Origin of the sequence: Serratia fonticola (assembly GCF_001006005.1) — a bacterium.
GTDB classification, from domain to species: domain Bacteria; phylum Pseudomonadota; class Gammaproteobacteria; order Enterobacterales; family Enterobacteriaceae; genus Chania; species Chania fonticola.
Genome location: NZ_CP011254.1, coordinates 58,902 through 78,160, shown reverse-complemented (window position 1 = coordinate 78,160; position 19,259 = coordinate 58,902). Strand labels below are relative to the sequence as shown.

Below are 19,259 nucleotides of genomic sequence, written 5' to 3'. Positions count from 1 at the left end.
TTGGTTTTTGGTTGTGGCTTTCTTATCACGTTTATGCTCCTTTTAGTTTTTATCATTGGGGTAAGAACAACCGTGATTGGTCATATTGATGGGTTGCGCCAAGACTTTATTGATGAACATACTTTCTTGGAACAAGACCTTATCAGGCGGCAAAATGCTGTCAGGACGCTGCTTATTGGTGCAGAAGTCCTGTTAAAGGAAGGTGTTCACCCTTACAGTCACTACGTGCAAAAACGCTATCTCATTGATAACAAGGAGCTTTTAAATCCTGTATCTGCAATGGCATCACAGTGGGTCTATAGTCCCACAGATTTAACCGTAGATGAAAAGACGGTCAGGTACTTCTTGAGTTTAGCCACTTATGTCGGCAAGGTGATGTCCACCGATAATCTGATGATGAAAGAAGACATTCTCTCCAGCTATTTTTACAGTGTCGACCATAAAATGGCAGGTATTATTCCTGCTCCCTCTTTGGCAGTGCGTGAACAGCTTAAATCAGACAGAAAACGTGATCTAAATTTGCTGACACAAGATGTGGATAGGCGTGTTTTTCCAGTGGGGCAGATAAAAATAAGTCATGATACCAATGGCTTATATTGGATGCCTCCTTATTTAAACCCGTACTCAGGTAAAAAAGTATTGCGCCTCGCTGCACCGATCCTACTCGATAATAAGCCGTTTGCGGTTCTTGTCGTGGAGTTTTCTCCCTCAGCGTTAATGTCAGCTTCCATGCTGGAGAATAAACAGGGTTCTTATACTCTTTTATCACAGCAGGGGGATATCATCAGTAATGGTGGGGTTAATAATGTTGTTCAACTGAATACTGAGCGATTAAGCCTGGGGAAACTTGCTGCGCATAATGGCAAGAAACCCCCGGTACAGTATCAGGAAAATGGGATCACTCTCATTGCAACTGTGGGCGAGACTAATTGGTTGCTGGTGTTTCACAGTTCATGGCGTGAGATCGCTGTGACGGTTGTTCGTCAGGTAGGGGGGGATGCGTTTGTTACTTTTGGAGCCGCGGTGCTTGCATGGTGTTTCCTGATCTATTTTAAATTTTATATCTTTCGTCCGCTAATCAGGCAGTCTCAACAGATCTTGGAAAGTGAGCAACTCAGCCGAACTTTGATTGAAACTGCCCCTGTTGGGTTGGGGTTACTGCAGCTGGAAAGTGGCAAGCCGCTGCTGCATAGCCCGGCGATGACGCAAATGCAGGCGCGGTTACGAAAGGCAGGCAACAGCCTACCTGCTGAATTTGCCGAGTGCTATCGCCAGCAGGAAAAAATATCAGCAAGTGGATTGGTGCGTCAGGAACTGACCTTCGTCACGCACGACGGCCAGTCTGTTAATCTGCACGTCAGTATGGCCCCAGTCCGTTACAGGGGAGCGGATGCACTCGTGGTGGCATTTATTGATATTACCGACAAAAAACTGTTGGAACAGCACCTGATTGTGGCCAGAGAGGCGGCCGACAAAGCCAGTGCTGCCAAGTCTTCTTTCCTTGCGGCGATGAGTCATGAGATCCGCACCCCGCTAAATGCCATCCTTGGCAATCTGGAATTGCTGGCCCATTCGGCTTTGGCAGAACAGCGTGATCGCCTTGATATTATTCGCCATGCGTCAGATAACCTGCTGGCGACTATCAGTGACGTACTGGATTTTTCCAAGATTGAGGCAGGGGAGCTTCATCTGGAAAATATTGAGTTTGATGTGCTGGAGATGTCGGCCCATGTGTTGGACATTTTTACCCCGAGTGCACAGGCGAAAGGGTTGGTTCTGTGGGGGGAATTAGGGGAAACCGCCAGCCAACCCATGATCGGCGATCCGACCTGCCTGGGGCAGGTGCTCAACAACCTGTTGTCTAACGCGCTGAAATTTACTGAACGTGGGCAGGTAGTGCTGCGGATTTGCCTTGATGCTCCAGCTTCATTAATACGCTTTAAGGTCGAAGATACGGGCATTGGTATGTCGGCATTACAGCAACAACAGGTATTCAGCGCCTTCAGGCAGGCGGATGAGACCATTAGTCGGCGCTATGGCGGCACAGGGTTAGGGCTGGCCTTATGTACACAGTTAGCCCAGGCGATGGGCGGAGAGCTTTCTGTCACCAGTGAATTGGGCAAAGGAAGTGTATTTCAACTGTCGTTACCGCTATCGCAAGAGGCTGGCCAGGTGGATAGCCCATTATTCAACGGAGAGCAGGTCTGTCTATTGGCATCGATGCCAGAGTGCCGGGCGTATCTGTCCAGGGTATTAACAGCGTGGGGGCTTGAGGTGGATGCCTACCAACATCCGGCTCAGATTGACGACACCGCTTTAAGTTCTCTACAGACGCTGGTGCTGTGGGGCGATAAAACCACTTGGCATCCCGATGATGAGAACCGTTTGGTTGAAGAAGCCAGCAGAGTGATCGATTGCAGCAACGAAGGGCCGCGTATACCCGTGGCTACCGGGCGAGTATTGAGAGCATCGGTCAATGGGCTTAAAGGGCTGGCTGATGCTTTGCGCCATAGTCTGCAGGGGCAGGCACTGTCGGAACGTGAACAAGGGGAGCAGATTTTGCCGGGTAAGTTACGGGTGTTGGTGGCAGAGGACAACCCGGTCAACCGGCGCCTGTTTGAGGAGCAACTTTGGCTGTTAGGTTGCACTGTGTGCCTGGCGGAAGGGGGAGAACAGGCATTAGCCTGTTTGCAGCAGGAGCGGTTTGATATTTTGCTGACCGACCTTTCCATGCCAGGTATGGATGGCTATACGCTGGCGCGGCAGGCACGGGAAGCATGGCCGATGATGCCAATCGTGGCGGTAACGGCAAACGCGACCCAGCAGGAGTACGCAGAATGTACGTCGGTAGGAATAGCGCAGGTGCTCATCAAGCCGCTGTTATTGAACGAGTTGAAAGAGGCGTTGTTGGCGGCGTGCGGTCTGGATATGGTTTTCAGTGAGCCACTCACACAGGCAGGAGAACTGGTCTATGCGCCATTGGGTAAGCATCCATTGCCAGAGGATATGTGGGATATTTTTGAGAATGTCTGTCGTTCGTCTTTTGTCGCTATTCGCGCAGCACAAAGTATCGGCGATATAACGGCTATTCTGCAGGAGTTACACAAGCTCCGTGGAGCACTGGGGGTGTATCGTTTTCCTGAAGCTGAAAGACACCTGGCAAAGATTGAATCATGTCTCAAGTCAGCTAGACCAGATACTGGGGAACTACTAGAGCTCTTTCTGTACGGACTGCAACAGGAATTGCTTCTCCGGCGTCTATCTGCACCCGCTCTTTAGTATTTTGAAAGAGCTAGGTGATGGCTGAAATAAATTAGCAAAGCGGTGCCACTGACAAGGTTCTGTTACTGCACCATAATCATTTTGACCGGGCTTGGTTATTTTATCCCTCATACTTTAAGGGGGAGCCAGGGCCGCACTCTGCCACATTGAAGTCACCCGATGCGGTATTTGAAAAAATCTTGAGAGCCTCCTGCTTATGAAAAACCTTCACAAAGATGAAGTCTTGGGGCGCTTACGCCGCCACCACTATATGCTGATAAACGGTGGTGGTCTGGTGATTACCTTGATCGTCTTACTCACCAGCGGGTTGGAGATGTGGGCGGATATACGCGGGTACTTGGCCAATGTCCGAGATGAAATTTCTTTTGATGTCAGTAAATTATCAAGCCAGGTGGCACGTTCGACGGCGGTGGTCAGTGTTAACGCACATAATGTCGAGTTGGCACTGAGTCGTGAAAAGCCTATAAATCATGCCACTGTGTTGCGTTTTAAGGCGAATGGTAACAGTTTGACGATTCAGCGGATCCCCGAGGAACCGCCTATTCTGGTCATGGCGACTCAGCCCTTGGCAAATACGGATGACGCCTGGATTCATCTCTCTCTGGCGAAAAATGTTTCTTCTATCGCTACTAGAGCCAAAGAACGCAATAGCGGTGAACTCAGTGCTTATGTTTACAGCGCGGATAAAAGATTCTTGCTATTCACCACTGCACCTTGGGAACAGGCTACTTTACATCGCTTATTATCCCAACAGCGTTCCATCTTGATGGAAAATTTAAGCCAGGACATAGAACCTGTCATTGCTTCCAACAACGAATTGAGTCGTCCGATACTACCGGTTTTACATTGGTTTCCTCCGGCCAAAAGTCAGTTGAACGGCAAACCCGTATTCCGTGTGGCTTCAGTCATGTGGAAAACCGAACAGCAAAGGTTTGGTACGTTGGTTTTTGAGTTGCCAGTCGAGAAACTGGCCTCGACTCTCCCTAGCTCCAGTTATGGAGGAAACTGTCTGGTCCTGGATCCAAGCGGGCGACTCATGTTGCCCTGCAATAACCTTGCCGAGAGCAAATTGCTTAAATCGGCACAGCAGGGGCTGAAAGCAGGATTGGGCGAGAGCCGCCGAAGTTATTATCAAGATGGTCAGATACTCTATAGCTGGAAGCTCGGTCGTAACGGCTGGATACTGGTTTATTCCCTTTCATTGCGGGATATCGCTACTGATACAAGGGGGCAGATCCTGATCCCTCTTATCCTGGGTAGCGTGATCATTCTGGTGACATGGATTTTATTGCTGTTGGTGAAGCGGCGTGTCTTGGCACCTGCGGTACAACAGTCTGAACAGATTTTTGAGAGTGAGCAACTCAGCCGCACCTTTATTGAAACCGCCCCTGTGGGCTTGGGGTTGCTGGCTGTGGAAAATGGCGCCCCTTTGCTGCGCAACCTGGTTATGGTGCAGATGCAGGAACGGTTTCAAAACGGCGACGAATGCCTGTCTGCAGCATTGGCTCTATGCTATCGCCAGCAAACAGATACGCCAAAAAAGGGGCTTGTGCACCATGAGCTCACGTTCGAAACGCATGACGGACAACCGGTTAGTCTATCAGCCAATGTAGCTCTGGCGCGTTACAGAGGGGAGGATGCGTTGGTGGTGGCTGTTGTCGATATCACCGAGAAAAAGCAACTGGAGCAATATCTGATCGCGGCCAAGGAGGCGGCCGATAAAGCCAGTGCTGCCAAGTCTTCTTTCCTTGCTGCGATGAGCCATGAGATCCGTACCCCCCTTAATGCCATCCTTGGTAACCTTGAGTTATTAGCCCATTCGGCCTTGGACGAACAGCGCGATCGTCTTGATATTATCCGCCATGCGTCAGACAGCCTGCTGGCAACCATCAACGATGTATTGGATTTTTCCAAGATTGAGGCCGGTGAGTTGCACTTGGAACACATCGAATTTGATCTGCTTGAGGTGGCCGCACGGGCGCTGGACATCTTTGCCCCGGTCGCTAAGGCTAAGCGGATTGCCCTGCTAGGGGAGTTGGAGGAAACCGTCACCCTCCCAATGCTGGGCGATCCGACCTGTCTGGGGCAGGTCATCAACAACCTGTTATCGAACGCGTTGAAATTTACCGAGCAAGGGCAAGTTGTGTTACGGGTTAATGCAGATCTCTCCGCTTCCCTGGTTCTGATAGAGGTCGAAGATACCGGTATCGGCATGTCGGCTTCACAGCAGCAAAAAATGTTCCGTGCATTTAGGCAGGCGGATGAAACCATCAATCGGCGCTATGGTGGCACCGGTCTGGGGTTGGCACTGTGTCAGCGGTTGTCGGAGGCCATGGGGGGGGAACTGTCCGTCACCAGTGAACTGGGTAAAGGGAGCGTGTTCCGACTGTCGTTACCCTTATCCCTGGGCACAGCGCAGGCCGATCGTCCGTTATTTAATGGGGAGCGAGTCTGCGCATTGGTGATGATGCCAGAGTGTCGGGCATATCTGACCAGAGTTTTGACCGCATGGGGGCTGGAGGTAGAGAGCTATCAGCACCCGGCTCAGATCGATAACAAGGCGTTGGCCGCCCTACAGATCTTGGTCCTGTGGGGGGATAGAACCACTTGGCATCCCAATGATGAGAACCGTCTGGTTGAAGAAGCCGCCTGGGTGATTGACTGCAGTAATGAAGGGCCGCAAATACCGCTGGCCACCGGGCGGGTATTGAGTACATCGGTCTATGGGTTAAAAGGGTTGGCTTACGCTTTGCGCCATAGTTTGCAGGGGCAGAGTTTGCCGCTACGCGAACAGGGGGAGCAGGCTTTACCGCGGGCGTTGCGAGTGCTGGTGGCAGAGGATAACCCGGTAAACCGGCGCCTGTTTGCGGAACAACTGCGGTTGTTGGGCTGTACGGTGTGCCTGGTTGAAGAAGGTGAGCAGGCGCTGGTCCGTTTGCAGCAGGAGCGGTTCGATATTCTGTTGACGGACCTCTCCATGCCGGGGATGGATGGCTATACACTGGCACGGCGAGTACGGGAAGCGTGGCCAGCGATGCCAGTGGTAGCGGTAACGGCAAACGTGACCCAGCAGGAGCACGAAGAGTGTGAAGCGGCAGGGATGACGCAGATCCTCACCAAACCGCTGTTATTGAAAGAATTGAAACAGATGCTGTTGGTTGTGTGTGGTCTGGATGCCATTTATCATGAGGCAAAAATTGAACCTGAGGTGGGTACTGTGCAATCCGGGCTGCTGGCTGGCAATGCGCTGCCTGCGGATATTCAGCACCTTTTTGAAAGTACCTGCACCAGTTCGCTTGCGGTGCTCAGAGAGGCCAACAAGACAGAAGATACCCCGGCCATTTTGCGTGAACTGCATTTTCTCAATGGTGCGTTTGGTGTTTTTGAGATGCATGAACTGATGAGACAGGCTACAGAACTGGAAAATCTGATCAGAAACTCGGGGAACACATCAGCCGATACGGTCGATAGGCTATTAGCCGCATTCTGCGAAGCCTTAGAGCAAATCACCTTGGCGGCACCCGTTAGGGCGGAGTCTTTGGTAACCCACATTATTACGCTGGCTGAATCCTGCCCGGAGGCGAAAGTTGCTGGGGAGATTGCACGGTTGGGCAACGAATTGCTGGCCATCTTATCCAAGCGGAAGTAAAGAAGTTGGCAAGGTGTGTGCTGGTGCGTTCAGGCATAATGATAAAGAAAAAGGTTACCCCTATTGAGGTAACCCTTGAGACTGCTGACAAACCCTCACCGGACTCATAACGTAGGGGCAGCTGCATGCTGCGCCCGTCCAAATAATCAATGGGTTAGTAAGTGGGCATGGCTCGATTCCTACACATTCAGCAATATTGCCACTTTGTTATCCATCTGAAGAGTTACTTTTATCAGGTAACTCTTACGGCTTACATTACGGTTACATGGATATTCTGTTCTACCAACAGCTCCGTTGCGCCTGCAATGTAGGTATGGTAGATCACGCCACCAATTTCTGCCTCTCCGGCTTCCATCCACGACTCGGACTGTGTATCCAGCAACTGGAGCGCGTTCGAACCGTCGCCGTTGATCACCAACTGGTTCTTGCCGTCGGCCATAACCATATCGGTCTGTCCTAACCCGTCGAGTGCAGAGGCACTCAGACTCAGGCTGTTGGCGTTGCCCTGACCGAGGTCGATCTTCTCGATCCCGGTGATGCGGTCGACTAGTGCGTCAAGATCCAGCGCCATGTTTTTGCCATCCAGTAACAGGGTGTCAATACCCTCGCCACCGTGGATGGAGGTGAATGAAGTATTAGTAATACCAATAACATCATCGCCCGCACCGCCTCGCACTGCCGACAATGATTCGCCGCTCAGCATCAGACCAGAGGTTGAACCATCATCCAACAGCATCCATAGACTACCGTGATCGGTATTATCAGCCAATGTCAAGGTCACGTGCTCTTCATTGGCCCCTTTTTCCTGTACCGTTGATCCCAAGTTCAAAGTACTATCCAGATCGATAATCCGCCCCTTGATCGCGGAACCACCGCCATCACCCACGCCGTAGTCGGTCCAGGTGACAAATAGACGGCCATCCTCAAGGAAAGCAACATCTGGTTTTATTTGATCGCCAGCAACCAACTGGTTGAGCTGTAGCTCCTGTCCTATACGGCTCCCTGCATCGTCAAAGAACTGTGCGTAGATTCCGAGGGTGTTAAGCCCAGGGTTTGTATCTGCGCTTGACTCGTAAATGACGATAAAACCGCCACCAGGGCGCGCAATAGCATAGCCGTTCTTCTGGTCATAGGGGGTGTAGGTATTGACGAGGAACTCATTACCGACGGCTACGCCGTCCGGCGTGTAGATACGAGCCCACATTCCCCAACCACCTTGATCTGCACCAGAATTATCGTTTGAATCCCAGGTCATCACAAAGTTGCCATTGCTTAGTTTGGCGATGCCAGCTGCAGTCTGATTACCTGCAGTTGTCTGGTTAACCATGACTTCTGGCCCAAAGGTCTTACTTTGCGGGTCATAGATCTTGAAGGCAATATCGGTACCAGATTTCTGTTTGGCGTAACCAAACACCAAACGACCATCCGCCAATGTTTCAACAGTACTTATATGCCATGTAGCAGGGTTGTCTCCTGTGATGGCGGTTTTGGTCACCAGCATATCATCAGGGGTAGTAGCTATACCGTTCTTATCAAACTGGCGCGCCATGACCGACCATTGACCGCCAGATACCGCGATCCAAGTAACTACATAACCACCGTTATCAAGTGCAATAATAGTGGAGTCTCGGTTCTCTTGGCTTGTGTCAGCATTAACGCGTGAGCTGCTGCCGATTGGCGTTAAACCAGAAGTACTATCCCCCTCATAACGTTGCGTACGTATGACATCGCGACCATTTTCGTTACTATGCCAAGAGACTATCACATCACCGTCTTCAAGAGTCGTGACAGAGGGCCTGCGTTGGATCCCCGCGGTTATGGTATTGACCGTAAATTCTTTACCTACGGGTATACCGCTAGCATCAAAGACTTGGGCCATCACCTCAGAGTTAGTAGTACCAAGGTGCCAGGAGTCCCAGACAACAATAAATCCACCGCTAGGAAGTTTAGTGGTGACCGAGCGTTCTTGATTGCCTGCTGTCGTCGTGTTGACGATAAATTCCGAATAGAAACCGGCATCAATATCAACAACCACGCCTTCGATGCCAAAACCGCTAGGATCGATTTTGTCGCTGTTCCAGGTGACGAAAACATTGCCATCATCCATCAGCGTAGCGTCAAGGATATGGGTCAGATCGGTATTATCCCAACCCGACCCCTGGTTGCCCCAAGTGGTCGGATTCACCAGGAATTCATGGCCAACCTTGTTACTATTGGCATCAAAACGCTGGGCAAAAATGGCTGAACCATCACCGTCACCGCCTTCCGAACCCCAGAACAGTATATAACCGCCATCTTCCAGTGCCACGCCCACGGGCTTGTACTGCTTGCCGGCTTGGTATTCGTTGACGATAAAGTCGCCGTTACCGATCAGCGTGGTGGCGCCGGTGACAGGATCAAAGCTGTAGTGAGCGGCACGAATATCACTGCCCACGGCCTTGCTGTCCCCGCTATCCCACATAACAATGAAGCTGCCATCTTTCAGCGTAATCACATCTGGAAACTGTTGAGAGGCATCCAGGGTGGTGTTCATGATCAGATTAGGGCCTACTGCGGAACCATCAATTTTCTGTAACTTGCCATTAACACCTGTGCTCATAGTGTCCGTCCCACACCATACGGTGAGGAACCAACCGGTGTCGCCCAACAAGACCATTTCCGGGCCACCAACTGCGTCTACGGCACCACCACTTTTGACAATAACCTCGTTGCCCACTGGCTGGTTATGAGCATCGTAGGTACGTTGTACGATCGAACCACCGCTCTGCTGGCTGTACCAGGAGATGATATAGCCGCCATCAGGTAGGGCCAATGCACTGGCCGCTCGCTGAGCGCCAACTGTCGTCTGGTTAACCAGGAATTCATCGGTCTGGGCAGCACCATCGGCACCGTATTTACGGGCGAAGACAGCATCGCCGCTGTTGTCCAGAGCACTGGCCTGATAGGATTCAAACACCACCAGGAACCCGCCATCGGCCAGCGCCACTACCTGTGGGCTGTCTTGGTTATTGATGTGGCGCTGGTTGACCATCTGCTCCCTGCCAATTTTTTGTGTACCAGTCGGGTCCATCAACTGCATGTAGACATCATATCCATTGTTACTTCCCTGCCAGGTCACCACCAGGTTGCCGTTGGTCAGCTTGGTCACCTGCGGGTTATTTTGATCTCCGACTACCGTGGTGTTGATCGCGCCACCTGATGTCTGACTACCACCGAGGTCAAAGCCACCGATCGTATCGTTGGTGGTGACGGTCACTTTGTAACCGTTGCTGTGTGGTGTGGCATTACCGGCTGTATCAATGGCGACGGCGGTGAAAGTATGTGTGCCCAAGCTTAAGGCTTCCTGTACCTCAAGAGTCCAGGTGCCGTTGTTACTGACCTCGACACGCCCGACTTCACGCTGCCCTTGGGCATCCGTGACAAAAACGATCACGGTTTCCCCCACTGGGCCAGTGCCGCTGATGCCTGGTTTCTGGTCGTCGGTACGGCCACCGTGGACGACGTTGCCGGTGATGGTGCCAACGTCATCGTAGATACCGGTGATACGTAGATTTGACGCATCAGGCGGCGTCAGATCCAGAACTATCTCGAATGCTGAGGAAAGTGCGCTAGGCGAATGAGTCGCATCAAGCGCCTGCACCTGGAAAGCATGCTGGCCTTCTTTAAGCGCGGGATGAGGTGTAAATACCCATTCGCCCGACGAATTAGCCTCGGTTTCACCGATAAAGATGCCGTTATCAAAGATTTTTACCGTATCGCCAGCCTGCGATTTGCCACGCAAAGTGGGTGTAGCGTCATCGGTATAATCACCCTGTTTCAGTATGCCCTGAATGCTGCCTACATCGTCAGTCAGGCTGTCAATGGTTGGGGTAGACGTGCGGTCCTCGCCCAGAACCAATGTGAAGGCGTCGCTTTCAGCGTTGCTGGAGTTACCTGCCTGGTCACGGGCTGACGTGGTGAAATGGTGTTCGCCGTCTGCCAGTGGTGCTAACGGAGTGAAAGACCAGTTGCCATTGACACCGGCCATGGTGGTGCCCAACAGTTTGCCATTGTCATTGATAAATACCGTCACGCCTGGTTCAGCCTTGCCGGACAGCGTAGGCGTGCGGTCATCGGTCAAATCACCGGAGTTTAGAGTACCCTGCTGTGCACCAAAATCGTCAGATGCCTGCAGGATGGCTGGCACCGCGGGTGGGAGGGTATCAATAGTCATTGTGTAGGGTAATGACCCAAGGCCGGTGTTACCCGCAAAGTCGACAGCCTTGGCGGTGATAGTGTACGCACCATCCGGGAAGGTGAAAGCCGAAGAGAACTCCCAGGCTCCTGTAGCATCGGCAAGAGCAGTACCGATCATGGTCTTGCCATTGTAGATACCCACAACGCTAAGTGCTTCAGCATGGCCTTTAATCAATGGCGTATTGTCGTTGGTATAGCCATTTTTCTCGATCAGAGTAGTGCCGTTGTTATCGCTGCTGATGCTGTCGATCACTGCACGTGACGGGGCAACAGAGTCGACGATCAACGTGAAGCCGTCGGATGACTGGCCGCTTGCTTTATCGCGAGCCACCAATACGTGCCCACTTTCACTGTATTTCTCCTCAGGCGTGAAGCTCCAAAGGCCGTTTGCACCCACGAGCACCTCGCCGATCACCTGTGTACCCTCAATAATCTCGAGAGTGGCTCCAGGCTTACCGCTACCTTCTAACACCGCCCATTGATCATCAGTGACGTTACCTGATTTCAGTGATCCTTGGCGTGCCCCCACTTGGTCAAGGGCGTGAGTGATTTTAGGTGCCTCATCCTGCATCAGAAAAGCCATCGCCATCATGGCAGGTTGAGATGCAGCGTCGTTGGCTTCGGATAACGAAACCTCATGAAGCATACTTAGCGCCTGACTTAGTGGTTGCTGTTCGATGTGGCCTAATGGTTGTGCGCTAAAGGTGATTTGGCCTTGCTGTGGGTTATCCTGAGCTGACAGGCTACGGATAAACTCGCCGTCCTGTGTGATCTGGTGCAACTGACCGTTATGAGCAAAAAAGTTCTTTAAAGCCAGGTGTGGCTGGCTGTCTTCCAGGCTGCGCAAGGTGACAATCAGATCTTCACCTGAACGTTCGGCAACTAAGATATCCCCAATCGATGCAGCCTCAACTTCTTGTACCACATACATATTAACCGGAGTGTACGGGATATGTTGTGTTGGCTCATTCAGAGACGCGTCCAGAAAGCCGGTTTGTATTAATGATCCTTCAGTGATGACTGAGAAACGGATTGAGCTATCAGTAATATTTTTCATTTAAGTTAAATCATCAGGTAATTAATGAGGGGATTCTAAGAAAACAAGCACAAAATATAAGTTGCGTTATAGCTGTTTTCAGCAGTAGCACAACTTCCAGCATTAATACCAGGTACGAAAGTTCTGGTCTTTCCAGGATGTGTCTATGCCGTAGTTACTTAGAAAACGTCGCGAATTAACGCGATGGATAGAATAAGGGGAGAAAAAGGAAATAAATACCTGACCAGTTCGAAAATCTGCCTGTAACTCCCCTTATACTTGAAGATTCGACGAAATTGGTGCAGCCTGTGCGTATGCCGTTTCTCAGGACTGGGCAGCTTCCCCGGTAGGGGACGAGTTAGCCTTAACTGACAAGCACTCCCCATGGATAGCTAACTCATGGCCAAACTTTGCTGAGTTATCGCTTGATTGCTGCTTACTCACTGCCTGTGGGTATTTTGGTGTATCATATTGTTTTTATTGTGTTAATCAACGCCATCTTTACTCTTTCGTACCTGACTGCTTATCCACGCCAAGAATTCATACCAATCAGAAAGACTCTTTCCTCAGAAATCTGTTCAATATGGCTTCCAAGGGAAATGGCCTGTTGCAGATGAACGGTAACCGCCTCCCAAACTCTATGTTAAGCATCATTATAGACACCATCAGGATTGTTACATTTCTTCTATAAGAAAGACGCTATGTAACGGTTGTACTGTTAGAAAATTGAAATTAATTAGGAAGAATATATGGTAATGCGGCCAACAAAACTCGTATTGGTTGATGGCAAAGAAGTAAAACAAGAAGTCTCTTTGCATGCAAAAAATGCGGGAACACCCCAAAAGATAAAAGCCATTGCTAATGGCAAGTTTATCTTGGCAGATCAGGAAACCGGTTTCGCCCCTGAAAACATCACGGTTAAACGAGTGGGCAAAGATCTGCATGTGAGTATTGAAGGGGACCCACTGGATCAGCCCTCCGTCATTATTGAGGATTTCTTCCTGCAAAATGCGGAGCTAATCGGCATGGCCGAGAGCGGCGCGTATTATCCATATATCTCTTCCAACGGTGATGATGATAATGCCGTTGCGGCAATGTTGTTGGATGGGGAAAGTTCATCTCTGGTTTTGGGCGGAGAAGCTTTGTCTAGCAGTGAGAGCAGTCCTCTACTGGGGGTGCTAAGCATTCTTGGATTGGGTGCGGCGGCTCTGGGGGCTATGGCTAGCCAGAGTCGGTCAAGCAAGCGTAGTGGCGGCAATAACAATGAAGAACCTCAATCCCCTGGTGTGCCACAGCCTGCGCCAGACGTTACTACACCGACTCTAAGTCAGGTTATTGATAATAAGGGATCTCTGCAAGGCGCTATCGCTGCGGGTTCTGAGACTGATGATAATACCCCTACTTTTTTGGGTGGTAACGGTACACCTGGAAATACCATTGTCTTCTACGATAATGGTAAGAAGATTGGTGAAGTTCAGGTTGGACAGGATGGTCGCTGGTCATTCACTCCTGGTGAACCTTTAGATGACGGTTCTCACAGTATCACTATGGTTGAACAGAATGCCGACGGTAAGGTTAGTGCTCCATCGGATGCGTTCGAGTTTATTATTGACACCGTAGCGCCAACTGAACCTACCATCGCCAGCATCTTTGACGACGTCGGCAGCCAGACCGGGGAACTGCAACCGGGTGACGTGACCGATGACACTACACCGACCCTGAAAGGCAGGGCCGAAGCAGGCGCGAAGGTAGAGATCTACGACAATGACCAGAAAATCGGTGAAACCACTGCCGATGCTGAAGGGAACTGGACATTTACGCCGGAAAGCGAACTGGCTGAAGGGGATCACAGCTTTACCACCTGTGCTATTGACGCGGCGGGTAACGTTTCCGAGATGTCACAGCCCTGGAAATTGGTTATCGAGATACATGAGTTCGAGCCGATTGATGGCGACGAAGAGCCAGGCATTAGCGAGATCATCGACAATGAAGGGCCGATACAGGGGCCGATCCTCAGCGGCGGGAGCACTGATGACACCAAACCAACGCTGAACGGCAAAGGTGAGCCGGGTGACACCATCATTATTACCGACAACGGCGATAAGATCGGTGAAACCACTGTTGATGAAAATGGCGACTGGAGCTTTACACCGGATATCGAACTGAGTGAAGGCGAGCACGAGCTCGCGGTGATCATTGAAGACAAAGGGGGTAACCAGTCCAAGCCGTCTGATCCGTGGATTGTGATTGTGGACACCACGCCACCGGATGCGCCGACCATTGGCAGTATCTATGACGACGCGGGTAGCAAACAAGGGTACCTGCAACCGGGTGACGTGACTGACGATACTACACCGACCCTGAAAGGCCAGGCCGAAGCAGGCGCGAAGGTGGAGATCTACGACCATGGCAAGAAAATTGGTGAAACCACAGCCAATGCTGAGGGCAACTGGGAGTTCACGCCGAGCAGTGAGCTGGCGGAAGGTGAGCACAGCTTTACCACCCGTGCGACCGACGAGGCAGGCAATGCTTCCGAGCTGTCCCAACCGTGGGAGCTGGTGATCGACAATACTCCACCGGACCAACCGGGTACTGACGGCAATGGCCCGGGTATCAGCGAGATCATCGACAATGAGGGGCCGATACAGGGGCCAATCGCCAAAGGGGATACCACTGATGACACCAAACCAACGCTGAACGGCAAAGGTGAGCCGGGTGACACCATCATTATTACCGACAACGGCGATAAGATCGGTGAAACCACTGTGGATGAAAATGGCGATTGGAGCTTTACACCGGATACCGAACTGAGCGAAGGCGATCACGAGATCGCGGTGATCATTGAAGACCCAGCGGGTAACCAGTCGAAGCCGTCCGATCCGTGGGTAGTGATTGTGGACACCACGCCACCGGATGCGCCGTTGATTGATAGCATTTTTGACAACGTAGGCGACAAAACCGGTGCGATTCAGTCGGGTGAGGTTACTGATGACAATCGTCCGGTAATGCAGGGGAGAGCAGAAGTAGGTTCTAAGGTTGTGATTTATGACCATGGCAAGCCGATCGGTGAAACCACGGCTAATGAAGCAGGTAACTGGAGTTTCAAACCAGATCCAGCGCTTGATGTGGGCGATCATGTGATCACGGTGAAAGCTGTCGATGCTGCGGGAAATATGAGCGAGCCTTCATCGGCTTTCGATTTCTCACTGATTACGGCAAATGCGCCAAGCGCCCCGGCTATTATTGCCGTGCTTGATGATGTTGGCAGCATTCAGGGACCAATGCAGAAGAATACGGTGACTGACGATGCTCGTCCTACCTTGGTAGGGACTTCAGAGCCGGGTTCGACAATCAGCATCTATAGCAACGATAAGTTGTTAGGCAGTGTTGTAGCTAATGCTGCAGGACAATGGCGTTTCACACCAGAAAGTGACTTGCCTGAAGGGGTAAACAACCTGTCGGCTGTGGCAATGGATGCTGCGGGTAATAGCAGCCCGAAAACCGGTGATTATCCATTAATTATCGATACAACACCGCCAGCTGCGATCGAATCAGGAGAGTTACTGGACGACGTTGGTAACATTCAAGGGGCGATCATGAATGGCTCTGTCACTGATGATGCGCAGCCTACCTTCAATGGCAAGGCGGAAGCAGGGGCAACAGTTGTTATTTATGACAATGGTACAGAGATCGGACGAGTTGTCAGTAATGACAAAGGTGTTTGGAGCTTTACCCCAGATACGGCGTTAACCGATGGTGAGCACAGTTTGACTGCTCAGGTTATCGATCGGGCTGGAAATGAGAGTGAAGTCAGTGAACCTATCGCGTTTACCGTCGATACTCGTCTGGTTGAAGTGTCTATTGACGTCGTGTTGGATGATTTTGGTGTTAAACAAGGCCCAATCAGTCAGGGCGGGGTGACGGATGATACTACACCAATCTTTAACGGTCGTGCGCTCCCTAACTCGACCGTGGTGCTCTATGACAACGGTATTGAGTTAGGTTCGGTGACCAGTGATGGTACTGGAAACTGGCGGTTTGAGCCACAGACACCTATGTCTGAGGGAAACCATGCAATCAGCGCAACGGTGATCACTGCGGCTGGCGGTGAGAGCCAGGCGACTCCGGTATTTGACTTCAATATCGATAGTACGCCACCCGGCAAACCTGGCAACGACGGGGACACCGGGATCGGCAGCGTTATTGACGATGTTGGGGTTGTTCAGGGGCCAATAGCGAATGGTGGAACCACGGATGACACGACACCGACCTTTAACGGTAAGGGTGAGCCAGGAGATACCATCCATATCTTTGACAATGATGAATTGTTGGGCAGCGTTGAGGTTCAGCCTGATGGTGATTGGAGTTTCACTCCGCCATCATTGTCCGAGGGGGAGCATGAAATCACGGTGATCATCGAAGACCCGGCGGGTAATCAGTCTGAAGCATCCGATCCGTGGGTAGTGATTGTGGACACCACGCCACCGGATGCACCGACTATTGGCAGCATCTATGACGACGCGGGCAGCAAGCAAGGGTACCTGCAACCGGGTGACATGACAGACGACACCACACCGACCCTGAAAGGTCAGGCTGAAGCAGGCGCGAAGGTGGAGATCTACGACCACGGTCAGAAAATTGGTGAAACCACTGCCAATGTTGAGGGCAACTGGGAGTTCACGCCGGGCAGTGAGCTGGCGGAAGGTGAGCACAGCTTTACCACTCGTGCGATCGACGCCGCAGGCAACGCTTCCGAGCTGTCCCAACCGTGGGAACTGGTGATCGACAATACTCCACCGGACCAACCGGGTACTGGCGGTAATGGCCCAGGTATCAGCGAGATCATCGACAATGAGGGGCCGATACAGGGGCCAATCGCCAAAGGTGATACCACTGATGACACCACACCGACCCTGAACGGTAAAGGTGAGCCGGGTGACACCATCATTATTACCGACAACGGTGATAAAATCGGTGAAACCACCGTTAATAAAGATGGCGAGTGGGAATTTACGCCGGATACCGAACTGAGCGAAGGCGAGCACGAGATCGCGGTGATCATCGAAGACCCGGCGGGTAACCAGTCAAAACCGTCCGATCCGTGGATTGTGATTGTGGACACCACGCCACCGGATGCACCGACCATTGGCAGCATCTATGACGATGCGGGCAGCAAACAAGGGTACCTGCAACCGGGTGACGTGACTGACGACACCACACCGACCCTGAAAGGCCAGGCAGAGGCGGGCGCGAAGGTTGAGATCTACGATAACGGCCAGAAAATCGGTGAAGTCACCGCGGGCCCTGATGGCAACTGGGCATTCACGTCGAAGAGCGAACTGGCGGAAGGGGAGCACAGCTTTACCGTACGTGCGACCGATGCGGCGGGCAACGCTTCCGAGCTGTCCCAACCGTGGGAACTGGTGATCGATATGGCTCCTTCAAAGCAGCCGGGTAAGCCAGTGATTGATGCGGTGATTGATGATGTTGGTCCAGTGACAGGGGAGCTGGTCTCCGGTGATGTAACCGATGATCGTCGCCCTGAAATTTCAGGCAGCACCGAACCTGGTGTTGCGGTGATTGTTTATGACCGTGGTGTCGAAATCGGCCGTACTCAAGCTAACGATCAGGGACGCTGGAGCTTTACGCCGGAGAACGATCTGAAGGATGGTGAATACAGTTTCACCGCAGTTGCTGAAAACAGCGCGGGTAGCAGTATGGCTTCCGATGCGTTTGAACTGATCGTTTATACCGGCAATGGCCCGACCCAGATTGCCCGCCTCTCGCAAATGGGCAAGGACTCAGGTTATAACGCCAATGACTTTGTCACTGACAACGGTAATGCTGGGCGTCTGATGCACGGTACGTTAAGCGCAGAACTGGTCCCGGGGCAGACCCTACAGGTCTCTACCGACGGTGGTGTCACCTGGTTTAACGCCTTGGTGGAAGGGACGCAATGGGCAGCTCAGGACTTGAATGAGCATGCCGTTAACTGGACGATCCAGACCCGCGTGATGGATCAGTCTGGTAACGCTGGCCACGTGATGTCGCAAGCCGTTGCTCTCGATATCACTGCGCCACGAGCCCCTGGCGCAGTCCGTCTGGAAGGGACCAATCTGCTGGTTGAGTTTGACCCGACCAACGTTGTAGTCGGTGAGCGTATTAGCGTGGTTGCCGATGGTGGGGCCCAGCGTTTTGAGCACACTCTAAGCGCACAGGATATTGCCGCCGGGTCAGTGACGTTGGCAGTGGGTTCGGTAAGCAGTGCTAGCGCTGCACTGGTTGATCTGGCCGGCAACCTGTCAGGCTTTGCCAATACCAGCGGTGCAGCACCGGGTGTGAATATGGGAGTAACGGGGGATGTGTCCGAAATCTACGGACAAAACCGCGACAACATCTTCACAGTCGACGATGTTAACGTGCTCAACAACGTCAAGGTGATTGAGGGTAATGATGGCATTGATACACTGAAACTAACCGGAGCTGATCAGGTGTTGGATCTGTCTGCCTGGGCAGGGCGCTTGAGTTCGGTGGAGATTATCGACATCACCGGTTCTGGCAATAACACGCTGAAGATCTCTCTGGGCGACGTGCTGGATCAGGGCTTCCGTGGTGCGTTTATCAACGACGATAGCGTGCAGTTGGCGGTTAAAGGTGATGCTGGCGATGTGGTGATGCTGAGCGATCTGCTGCCTAATGGCATGGACGTGGGGGATTGGGAAAACCTCGGGGAAGTGATCTCGGCGGGTATCTCTTACGATGTATATCACCACACCGGGCTGGAAGCCGAAATCCTGGTACAACAGGGGGTTGATGTTCAGTTCCATTAATTATGCCACAAGGCCTGATTAGGTCAGCAATAAAGCGGGCTTTGCCATACAGGGGTAAGCCCGCTTTCTCTTTAAATCAATATACCCATTGCCCTTCAAACCTTTGAGGAAGTGTCTGTTTACCCATATCTCGAAGATACGTGGTTATAGGGGCAATGAAACAAATTTAGTACGGGTCCTACTCTCTACCATTTAAATTCGAACGTGCATGACAGACAGATAAGCC

At 51.7% G+C, this 19,259-nt stretch carries 4 protein-coding genes; 3 read left to right on the top strand and 1 reads right to left on the bottom strand.

Features of this window, described 5'->3' with window-relative positions:
- Positions 1 to 72: 72 nt before the first annotated feature.
- Both WN53_RS00255 and WN53_RS26690 read left to right on the top strand, forming a co-directional pair.
- Positions 73 to 3,279, top strand: a complete 3,207-nt coding sequence (locus WN53_RS00255; RefSeq protein ID WP_158645257.1) for an ATP-binding protein — start codon at positions 73 to 75, stop codon at positions 3,277 to 3,279.
- Positions 3,280 to 3,478: 199 nt separating this feature from the next.
- On the top strand, positions 3,479 to 6,931 hold the full coding sequence (locus WN53_RS26690; RefSeq protein ID WP_024484892.1) for a hybrid sensor histidine kinase/response regulator: 3,453 nt from the start codon (positions 3,479 to 3,481) through the stop codon (positions 6,929 to 6,931).
- 250 nt (positions 6,932 to 7,181) lie between these two features.
- Here the strand turns inward: WN53_RS26690 and WN53_RS00245 are convergent, their stop codons facing one another.
- A complete protein-coding gene (locus tag WN53_RS00245; protein ID WP_152526594.1) occupies positions 7,182 to 12,224 on the bottom strand; it encodes an Ig-like domain-containing protein in 5,043 nt (1,680 codons plus the stop codon).
- Positions 12,225 to 13,078: 854 nt separating this feature from the next.
- Here WN53_RS00245 and WN53_RS00240 point away from each other — a divergent pair.
- A complete protein-coding gene (locus WN53_RS00240; protein WP_158645256.1) occupies positions 13,079 to 19,033 on the top strand; it encodes an Ig-like domain-containing protein in 5,955 nt (1,984 codons plus the stop codon).
- The last annotated feature ends 226 nt before the right edge of the window (positions 19,034 to 19,259 follow it).

Excerpts from the sequence above, each read along its gene's own strand:
- WN53_RS26690 (WP_024484892.1), top strand. The coding sequence starts at position 3,479 with ATGAAAAACCTTCACAAAGATGAAGTCTTGGGGCGCTTACGCCGCCAC.
- WN53_RS00245 (WP_152526594.1), bottom strand. The coding sequence starts at position 12,224 with ATGAAAAATATTACTGATAGCTCAATCCGTTTCTCAGTCATCACTGAA.